A 9,238-nucleotide genomic window follows, 5' to 3' on the forward strand; every position below is an offset into this window, starting at 1 on the left:
CCCCACCGGGCGCCCGTCCGGGCCCCCGCCCCACCCCGGCGCCCGCCACCCCGCGTCACCGCGGGGGCGCGGACCGCCCCTCCCCGGCTCCTACGCTGTCCGCATGACCCGCCCTGAAGGCCCACCGCTGTCGACCGCCACCCTGCGGAACCTGGAACGGGCCTCCGGCGACCTCGCCTCCTCCACCGTCGCGGAGATGGAGCGCAGGCTGCCGTGGTTCCGGCGGATGCCCGCCGACCAGCGCGCGAGCGTGCTCCTGCTGATCCAGAACGGCGTGGCAGGCTTCGTCTCCTGGCTCCAGGACCAGCAGCCCGCCGTCCGGCTCACCGCCGAGGCGTTCCGCTCCGCCCCCAAGGACATCTCCCGCTGGGTGAGCCTGCGCCAGACCGTGGAGCTGGTGCGGATCGCGCTGGAGCTGTTCGAGCAGCGCCTCCCGGTGCTGGCCGCCGACGACGCCGAGCACGCCCACCTGACCGGCGCGGTGCTGCGCTACGGGCGGGAGATCGCGTTCTCCGCCGCCACCTCGTACGCCGCCGCCGCCGAGGCGCGCGGCGCGTGGGACGCCCGGCTGGAGGCGCTGGTCGTGGACGGGGTGGTGCGCGGCGACGCCGAGGAGTCGCTGCTGTCGCGGGCCAGCGCGCTCGGCTGGGAGCCGGGCGCCCCGGCGACCGTGCTGGTCGGCAACCCGCCGTCCGACGACCCGCAGCAGGTGATCTACGAGGTGCGCAGCCGGGCCGCGCGCAGCGGCAGGCAGGTGCTGCTGAGCGTGCAGGGCTCCCGCCTGGTCCTGGTGCTGGGCGGGGACACCGAGGCCGACGACGTGCTCGGGCGCATGGCGCAGGCCTTCGGCGACGGGGCGGTCGTCGCGGGCCCGACCATGCCGAGCATCGCCGAGGCGCACCGCAGCGCCGCCGACGCGCTGTCCGGGCTGCGCGCCGTGGTGGGCTGGCCCGCCGCGCCGCGCCCGGTGCGCTCGCTGGACCTGCTGCCCGAGCGCGCGCTGGCGGGCGACCCGGAGGCCGAGTGGCAGCTGGTGGACCGGATCACCCGGCCGCTGGAGGAGGCGGGCGGGGCGCTGCTGGAGACCGTGGACACGTTCCTGGAGGTCGGCGGCGTGCTGGAGGCGTGCGCCCGCAAGCTGTTCGTGCACCCGAACACGGTGCGCTACCGGCTGCGCAGGGCCACCGAGCTGACCGGGCGCAACGCCAACGACCCGAGGGACGCGCTGGTGCTGCGGATCGCGCTGTCCGTCGGCCGCTTGGCCCGCGCGCGCGGCCTGTGGTGACCGGGGCGCCCGACCGGTACCACACCCCCGACCCGAGCGCGGGGTGACCAAGGACACCCCGACCGATAAGGGTGTTTTGGGCCGACCTCCACAACGCAGCGGACCGTGGACCGGTCGTGTTCCGGACGCCTTTGTAGAGAACCTACAAGCGTTGCCGGGCCTTTTCGTCCGTGCCGACATGCCACCGGAGGCCGGGCACCGTGTTCAGTGAGCCCGTGATCGCGCTGCTCGCCCCCGGACAGGGGTCCCAGACACCCGGAATGCTCACCCCCTGGCTGGATGCCCAGGGCGCCCGTGAGCGGATCGGGGCGTGGTCCGAGCTGACCGGTCTGGACCTGCTGCGGTTGGGCACCGAGGCGGACGCCGAGGAGATCAAGGACACCGCGGTCACCCAGCCGCTGGTCGTGGCACTCGCGCTGCTGGCGTTCGAGCGGCTGACCCGCGAGGTCGAGCTGCCCGCCGACACGATCATCGCTGGGCACTCCGTCGGCGAGCTGGCCGCCGCCGCGATGGCGGGCGCGCTCAGCGCCGACGACGCCGTGCTGCTGGCCTCGGTGCGCGGCGCCGAGATGGCCGCCGCGTGCGCGCTGGCCCCGACCGGCATGGCCGCGGTGCTCGGCGGCGAGCAGGCCGAGGTGCTGGCGCGGCTGGACGAGCTGGGCCTGGTGGGCGCGAACCGCAACGGCGCGGGCCAGGTCGTGGCCGCGGGCCCGCTGGACGCGCTGGAGAAGCTCGTCGCCGAGCCGCCCGGCCGGGCGAAGGTGCGGGCCCTGCAGGTGGCGGGCGCGTTCCACACCGACCACATGAAGCAGGCCGAGGACGCGCTGCGCGTCCGCGCCCAGGACGTCCTCGTGCGGGACCCGGAACTGCCGCTGCTGTCCAACGCGGACGGCGCGGTCGTCACCGAGGGCCCCGAGGTGCTCCTGCGGCTGATCTCCCAGGTGACCCGCCCCGTGCGGTGGGACGCCTGCCAGGCAACCCTCGCCGAGCGGGGCGTCGGCGCGGTGGTGGAACTGCCGCCCGCGGGCGCGCTGACCGGCCTGGCCAAGCGCGAGCTGAAGGGCACCCCCACGTTGGCCTTGAAGACACCCGACCAGGTCGCCGCGGTGGCCGAGCTCCTGGAGGCCGCGAAGTGACCGCGTTCACCACCACCACGCAGGTCACCGGCACCCGGATCAGCGGCCTCGGCAGCTCCCAGCCGGACACCGTGGTCTCGAACCACGACCTGGCGCAGTACATGGACACCTCGGACGAGTGGATCCGGGACCGCGTCGGCATCGTGAACCGCCGCTTCGCGGGCCCCGACCTCTCGCTCGCGGACATGGCCGTGGACGCGGGCTCGAAGGCCGTCGCGGACGCGGGCCTGTCCCCGACCGACATCGGCGCCGTGATCGTGGCGACCTGCACCATGCCCTCGCCGATCCCGAACGCGGCGGCGCAGGTCGCCGACCGCATCGGCGTGAAGGCCGCGCCCGCGTTCGACGTGAACGCCGCGTGCGCGGGCTTCTGCTACGCCCTGGCCGCCGCCTCGGACATGGTGCGCGCGGGCAGCGCCAACCACGTCCTGGTGATCGGCGCGGAGAAGCTCACCGACTGGGTGCGCAAGGACGACCGCTCGAACGCGATCATCTTCGCGGACGGCGCGGGCGCCGCGGTCGTGTCCGCGACCGACGAGCCCGCCATCGGCCCGGTGGTGTGGGGCAGCGCGGGCGACATGTCGAACCTGATCGAGATCCCGGACCGGGACTCGTTCATCCACCAGGAGGGCCAGTCGGTGTTCCGCTGGGCCACCACGCGGATCGCGCCGATCGCGCTGCGCGCCGTGGAGGCCGCGGGGCTGACCGCCGCCGACGTGGACGCGCTGGTGCCGCACCAGGCGAACCTGCGGATCGTCGAGGCCATCGCGAAGAAGCTGCGCTCCAGCGGCGCGCGCGAGGACCTGGTCGTGGCGCGGGACATCGTCGAGTCGGGCAACACCTCGTCGGCGTCGATCCCGCTGGCGATCGACCACATGCGGGCGTCGGGCGAGATCAAGAGCGGCGACGTGCTGCTGCTGATCGGCTTCGGCGCGGGCCTGTCCTACGCGGGGCAGCTCGTCCGCTGCCCCTGACCGGGGCCTGGAACGACCCCCCGGACCGGCCCCGAGCGGCGGTCGGCCTGGGTTGGGCAGCACGGCAGGGCACCACGGGCGCAGGCGCGTCCCGTGGCATCGAGGCTTCCGGCGGGGCACCCCGGCCGGTGGACAGTGAACGAAGGGAACCGCAGTGAGCAACGAGGACATCCAGAAGGGTCTCGCCGAGATCGTCGAGGAGGTCGCGGGCGTCACGGCCGCCGAGGTGACCCCCGACAAGTCCTTCGTGGACGACCTGGACATCGACTCGCTGTCCATGGTGGAGATCGCCGTCCAGGCCGAGGACCGCTTCGGCGTCAAGATCCCGGACGACCAGCTGGCCAACCTCAAGACCGTCGGTGACGCGGTTGAGTACATCACCAGCAAGGCATGACCGCTGACATCGACGTCGTCGGCCCCGGGCTGGGTGCCACCACCCCGCTCGGTGGCGACGTCGCCTCCACCTGGGAGGGGATGCTCACCGGCCGCAGCGGCGTGTCCGCGATGGTCGGCGGCTTCGTTGAGCAGTACGACCTGCCGGTGCGGATCACCGCCCGGCTCGCGGTCGAGCCGACCGAGGTGCTGCCCAGGGTCGAGGCCCGCAGGCTGGACCGCTGCGAGCAGGCGGCGCTGGTGGCCGCCCGGCAGGCGTGGGCGGACGCCGGTCACGACGACGACAGCGTCGACAAGGAGCGCCTCGGGGTCATCATCGGCACCGGCATCGGCGGCGCCCGGACCCTGCTGGAGCAGGACGACCTGATCGAGGAGCACGGGCTGCGGAAGGTCTCGCCGCTGTCCGTGCCGATGCTGATGCCGAACGGCCCGGCCGCCTACGTGGGGCTGGACCTGAAGGCCAGGGCCGGGGTGCACGCCCCGGTGTCCGCGTGCGCGTCGGGCGCGGAGTCGCTGGCCTGGGCCTGGCGGATGATCAAGACCGGTGAGGCGGACGTGGTCGTCGCGGGCGGCACCGAGGCCTGCATCACCGCGGTCACCATGGCCGGGTTCATCCAGGCCAGGACCATGAGCAGCCGCAACGACGACCCCGCTCGGGCCTCCCGGCCGTTCGACGCGAACCGGGACGGCTTCGTGCTCGGCGAGGGCGCGGGCGTCGTGGTGCTGGAGCGCGCGGACTTCGCCAGGGCTCGCGGCGCGAAGATCTACGGCCGCCTGGCGGGCGTGGGGCTCAGCTCGGACGGGCACCACATCACGGCGGCCGACCCCGAGGGCCTCGGGCAGAGCCGGGCGATCTCGGCGGCGCTGCGCACCTCGGGCGTGGCCGCGTCCGACATCGCGCACGTGAACTGCCACGCGACGTCCACCCCGGTGGGCGACGTGATCGAGCCGCAGGCGGTGCGCAGGTCCGTGGGCGACCACGTGCTGCTGACCGCCCCGAAGGGCCACCACGGGCACCTGCTGGGCGCGTCGGGCGCGGTGGAGGCCATCACGACCGTGCTGTCGCTGCGCGACGGCGTGATCCCGCCGACCCTGAACCTGGTGGACCAGGACCCGAAGGTGGATCTGGAGGTCGTGACCGGCGAGCCGCGCAAGATCGACCAGATCGCCGCGGTGAACAACTCGTTCGGGTTCGGCGGGCACAACGCCTCGCTGGTCTTCACCACGGTCTGAGCCGTCGGGTCAGGCGGCCTGCGGGGTCGCCTGACCGGGTTCTCCCCGGCGGGCGGGGAAGTCCGCCGCGGGGGCGTCGCGGGCGGTTCCGGGTTCGCCCGGACTCCGGTCGCGGCGGCGTGGCGCAGGGGCTGCCTCCGGGCGGCCCCTTTCGCCGTTCCGGGGCCTCGCGGTTCTGGGGCCTCGCGGTTTCGGGACCTCGCCGTTCCGGACTTCGCGGTTCCGCGCCGGGAGCGTTCCGGGCGCTTTTCCGGAGAACGCTCCGGGCGACGCCGCGGGGAATTCCGGCTTTCAGCCTCGCGAAAACCCGGCCCACATTTCTGCGGATTCGCGCGCGCATTCCACCGGGTCCGGCGCCGGGCGCGGACTCAGCAGGGTTCGAACTGCGAGGACTGGCCCTCGGTGCCCACGTCGACGCGCAGCGCGCCGTCCTCGACCTGGAGCGGGTAGACCACCCGCCAGCGCACGCAGCCGACCCGCAGGTCGGCGGGGCCCCAGACCGGGTCCTGGGTGCTGGTGAAGGTGATCATGGCCTTGAGGCGCTGGGGCCCGACGGCCTCCAGGCGGTGCACCAGGATCGTGCCGTCCCTGGTGGTCTCGTAGGGCTTGCGCCAGGCGCTCTCCCCCGGCGTGAGGGCCCGGCGCTGCTCGGTCACGGTGGTGACCCAGTCCTGGAAGTTCCTGGCGTTGATCGAGTCGAAGTGCTTCTGCAGCAGCTCCACGACCCGCGCGCCGTCCGGGTGCTTGGACACGTCGGTGGTCAGCAGGACCTTGGAGTCGCCCGGCTGCTCGGACGGGGCGAGCGAGGTCGGCGCGCCCGACGCGGCGTCCACGACCTGCTCGACCGGGGGCGGGGTCTGGCGCTTGTAGGCGTCGCGGGCGATCACCCCCGCGCCCGCCGCCGAGGCCATGACCAGGAGCACCACCGGGAGCAGCACGCGCGCGGACACCCCCAGAGCCTCCCACAGCCGCCTCCCGCGCCCCACGCCGGGCGGCGGTCCCCGGCGCGGGCGCCCGGACCCCATTCTTGCGGTCTTCTCCCCTGCGCGGGGGAGGCTTTTCCGCGCCCCGGTTCGCCAAACCTCTTTTTCCGGTCAGTTGGCGCAGCAAATGATCCTCATTCCGGACCAACCACCCGCCAGGACGAGTTACCGGCGAGTGTTAACGTTCTGCAACAACAGCGATTTTTTGACCGAAATCGCAGGTCAGCGCGCCACCTGACCACAGAACGCGACTGTTCAGATTCAGGTTTGAGCCGGTGTCATGTCCTGTGGCAAACGTGACCAAACTCGGCGTTCAGGTGAGCGTGGGAGCGATTCCGGCACAGATCGTGCAGAACCCGGCGGTGCCGATTGTCTCGAACGCCCCACCGGCGCCACCGAATCGGCGGATTGGCGGTCAACGGTGAGTTGTGCGGAAATATTGACGTCGAACAAATCGAGGAGGCGAAAAACAGTGGATCTCCGGTACGAGGCGTACTGCTTCGCCGACCGCCTCTTCTACGACGTGCAGAGCCCCGTGGAAACGGCCCAGGACGATTTCTCCCGCGTCCTCCCGGCGGTGGACGGGGGGTGGGTGCAGGTCGAGAAGAACATCTGGCGGCACCTGCACCCGAAGGGCGTCCGGCTGCCGAAGCAGGGCTGGAAGGTGCACGTCTCGGCGACCGTGCTCAACGCCGCCGAGGTGCTGCTGAAGTCGTACACCTACCTGGTCGACAAGCGCATCCCGTTCAAGTACCTGCGCACCCGGTCGATCGTGCTGGCCCGCAACTCCAAGTACGCCCCCCGCGAGGCCAGCGGCAAGCTCATCACGATCTACCCGGCCGACGAGGCGCAGCTGGAGACCGTGCTGTCCGAGCTGTCGGAGCTGCTGCGCGGCCAGCCGGGGCCGTACGTCCTGAGCGACCTGCGCTACGGCGCCGGACCGCTGTTCGTGCGGTACGGCGGGTTCGTCGAGCAGTGGATCGAGCGCGACGGCAAGCGCGTGCTGGCCATCGAGGGCCCCGACGGGGCCCTGGTGCCGGACCAGCGCAAGCCCACGTTCGCCACGCCCGAGTGGGTGCCGCTCCCGGCCTGCCTGGAGCCGCACCTGGCGGCGCGGGGCGCCGGTGACGCCGACTCGTTCCCGTACCGGGTGCTGCGGTCGCTGCACTTCTCCAACGGCGGCGGCGTCTACCTGGCGCGGCGCAAGTCCGACGACGCCGAGCTGGTGCTCAAGGAGGCCCGCCCGCACGCCGGGCTGGACCGGGAGAACACCGACGCGGTGGCCAGGCTCGACCGCGAGCACACGATCCTCACCAGGCTCGCGGGCGTGCCGGGCATCCCCGCCGCGCACGACCGGTTCGGCGCCTGGGAGCACGAGTTCTTCTCGATGGACCTGGTGCGCGGCATCCCGCTCGGCCAGTGGCTCGGCCGCCACTACCCGCTGACGCACAGCGAGGTGGACGAGGCGAAGGTCGCCGAGTACGCGGAGCGGGCGGTGCGGCTGGTCGGCCAGGTCGAGCGCATCCTGGACGCGGTGCACGAGCGGGGTGTCGTCTTCGGCGACCTGCACCCGCTGAACGTGCTGGTCGACGCGGACGACGACGGGAACGACTCCGTCTCGCTGATCGACTTCGAGCTGGCGTCCGGCATCGAGGAGGACCGCAGGCCCACGCTGGGCGCGCCGGGCTTCCAGGCCCCGCCGGACCGCCGGGGGTTCGAGGTGGACGAGCACGCGCTGGCCGCGCTGCGGCTGTACGTGTTCCTGCCGCTGAACGCGGTGGTGGAGCTGTCACCGGCGAAGCTGCGCTCGCACGTGGACTTCGTGCGCCGCCGGTTCGCCCTGCCGGAGGAGTACTGCGCGGCGATCGAGCGCGGCCTCACCTCGGTGGCGCCCGCGCCGACCCCGCTGGACGAGCCGGAGCCGGACTGGTCGGTGGTGCGCAAGTCCATCGCCGCCGCGATCCTGTCCAGCGCCACGCCCGACCGCACCGACCGGCTGTTCCCCGGTGACGTCGAGCAGTTCGAGGTCGGCGGGGCGTGCTTCGCCTACGGCGCGGCGGGCGTGCTGCACGCCCTGGACGCGGCGGGGCAGGGCCGGTTCCCCGAGCACGAGCGGTGGCTGGTCGAGTCGGTGCGGCGGGAGCCGCCGAAGGAGGCCGGGTTCTTCACCGGCGCCCACGGCGTGATCCACGTGCTGGACCGCTTCGGCCACGGGGAGCTGGCCGCGAAGCTGGTCGAGGACTACCGGCCGCTCGTGGCGACCACCTCGGACCACGGGCTCGGCGCCGGCCTGTCCGGGATCGGGCTGAACCTGCTGCACCTGGCGGAGCGGTGGGACGAGCCCGCGCACGCCGAGCAGGCCGTCGAGCTGGGCGAGCGGCTCGCGGTGGCGCTGGAGACCGCGCCGCCGCCCGGCGACAAGGCCAGGGCGGGCCTGCTGCACGGCTGGTCCGGCCCGGCGCTGCTGTTCACCAGGCTGCACCAGCGCACCGGGGAGCCCCGGTGGCTGGAGCTGGCCGAGCGGGCGCTGGACCGCGACCTCGCCGAGTGCATGACCGCGCTCGACGGCTCGACCCAGGTCCGCGACGGGAACTTCCGGACCCTGCCGTACGTGGACGTCGGCAGCGCGGGCATCGCCCTGGCGCTGAACGAGCTGGTCCGCGTCGCGCCGGGGACCCGGCTGGCCGGGCGGTTGTCCGAGCTCGTCGGCTCGTGCACCGGCGAGTTCGTGATCCACCCGGCGCTCACCCTGGGCAGGGCGGGCCTGCTGGCCACCCTCGCCCACTCGGGCGGGCCGCGGGAGGCCGTCGACCGGCACCTCGCGGCGCTCGCCTGGCACGCGATCCCCCACGGGGAGGGCACGGCCTTCCCCGGAATCCAGTTGCGACGGCTCTCGATGGACCTGGCCACCGGCGCGGCGGGCGTGCTGCTCGCGATCGCCTGCGCCGTGGACGGCGTCCCCGTGCTGCCGTTCCTCACCAGCCCCGACCCGACCGGGTCGGTCGCTTCACCCCGAGATTAGGAGAGAACCATGGAGTTCATCCTCGACCTGCAGGAGCTCGACGTCCCCGAGGCCCAGTCCCAGGCGATGGCGAGCGGTGGCGGTGGCGGCGGCAGCACGACCGCGTCGAACGCCAGCCTGCTGCTGCCCTGCAGCCACTCGACCGTGAGCCTGCTCGCCTGCTGATCACGGTTCGGGACCGGGGTTCCCCGGTGAGCGGCGCAGGCGAAGTG

8 protein-coding genes are annotated in these 9,238 nt (G+C 73.3%); 7 read left to right on the forward strand and 1 reads right to left on the reverse strand.

Going from position 1 to position 9,238, the window contains the following annotated elements; genetic code table 11:
* Positions 1-103: 103 nt before the first annotated feature.
* The 5 genes from ACTUAL_RS22450 (at position 104) to ACTUAL_RS22470 (ending at position 5,021) form a co-directional block, all read left to right on the forward strand.
* Positions 104-1,285, forward strand: coding sequence for a PucR family transcriptional regulator (locus ACTUAL_RS22450; RefSeq protein ID WP_096491957.1), 1,182 nt, complete (start codon positions 104-106; stop codon positions 1,283-1,285).
* Between the two features lie 200 nt (positions 1,286-1,485).
* Positions 1,486-2,421: an ACP S-malonyltransferase gene (locus tag ACTUAL_RS22455; RefSeq protein ID WP_440901625.1), complete on the forward strand. Its 936-nt coding sequence runs from the start codon at positions 1,486-1,488 to the stop codon at positions 2,419-2,421.
* The gene (locus ACTUAL_RS22460; protein ID WP_440901626.1) at positions 2,418-3,395 is read left to right on the forward strand and encodes a beta-ketoacyl-ACP synthase III; all 978 of its coding nucleotides are present in this window, start codon (positions 2,418-2,420) and stop codon (positions 3,393-3,395) included. Before ACTUAL_RS22455 ends, ACTUAL_RS22460 begins: the two co-directional genes overlap by 4 nt.
* A gap of 154 nt (positions 3,396-3,549) precedes the next feature.
* Positions 3,550-3,789: an acyl carrier protein gene (locus tag ACTUAL_RS22465; RefSeq protein WP_015800167.1), complete on the forward strand. Its 240-nt coding sequence runs from the start codon at positions 3,550-3,552 to the stop codon at positions 3,787-3,789.
* A complete protein-coding gene (locus ACTUAL_RS22470; protein ID WP_440901627.1) occupies positions 3,786-5,021 on the forward strand; it encodes a beta-ketoacyl-[acyl-carrier-protein] synthase family protein in 1,236 nt (411 codons plus the stop codon). The genes ACTUAL_RS22465 and ACTUAL_RS22470 overlap by 4 nt, the downstream gene beginning before the upstream one ends.
* A gap of 368 nt (positions 5,022-5,389) precedes the next feature.
* On the opposite strand, the gene ACTUAL_RS22475 is transcribed toward ACTUAL_RS22470, so the two are convergent.
* Positions 5,390-5,971, reverse strand: coding sequence for a hypothetical protein (locus tag ACTUAL_RS22475; protein WP_096491954.1), 582 nt, complete (start codon positions 5,969-5,971; stop codon positions 5,390-5,392).
* 505 nt (positions 5,972-6,476) lie between these two features.
* Here ACTUAL_RS22475 and lanKC point away from each other — a divergent pair.
* Both lanKC and ACTUAL_RS22485 read left to right on the forward strand, forming a co-directional pair.
* Positions 6,477-9,026, forward strand: a complete 2,550-nt coding sequence (gene lanKC, locus ACTUAL_RS22480; protein WP_440901628.1) for a class III lanthionine synthetase LanKC — start codon at positions 6,477-6,479, stop codon at positions 9,024-9,026.
* A 9-nt stretch (positions 9,027-9,035) separates the two neighbouring features.
* Positions 9,036-9,191 carry a SapB/AmfS family lanthipeptide gene (locus ACTUAL_RS22485; protein ID WP_096491952.1) on the forward strand — a complete coding sequence of 52 codons (156 nt, stop codon included), beginning with the start codon at positions 9,036-9,038 and terminating at the stop codon, positions 9,189-9,191.
* Positions 9,192-9,238 lie beyond the last annotated feature (47 nt).

This window comes from Actinosynnema sp. (assembly GCF_052038725.1).

Excerpts from the sequence above, each read along its gene's own strand:
- ACTUAL_RS22450 (WP_096491957.1), top strand. The coding sequence starts at position 104 with ATGACCCGCCCTGAAGGCCCACCGCTGTCGACCGCCACCCTGCGGAAC.
- ACTUAL_RS22470 (WP_440901627.1), top strand. The coding sequence starts at position 3,786 with ATGACCGCTGACATCGACGTCGTCGGCCCCGGGCTGGGTGCCACCACC.
- ACTUAL_RS22485 (WP_096491952.1), top strand. The coding sequence starts at position 9,036 with ATGGAGTTCATCCTCGACCTGCAGGAGCTCGACGTCCCCGAGGCCCAG.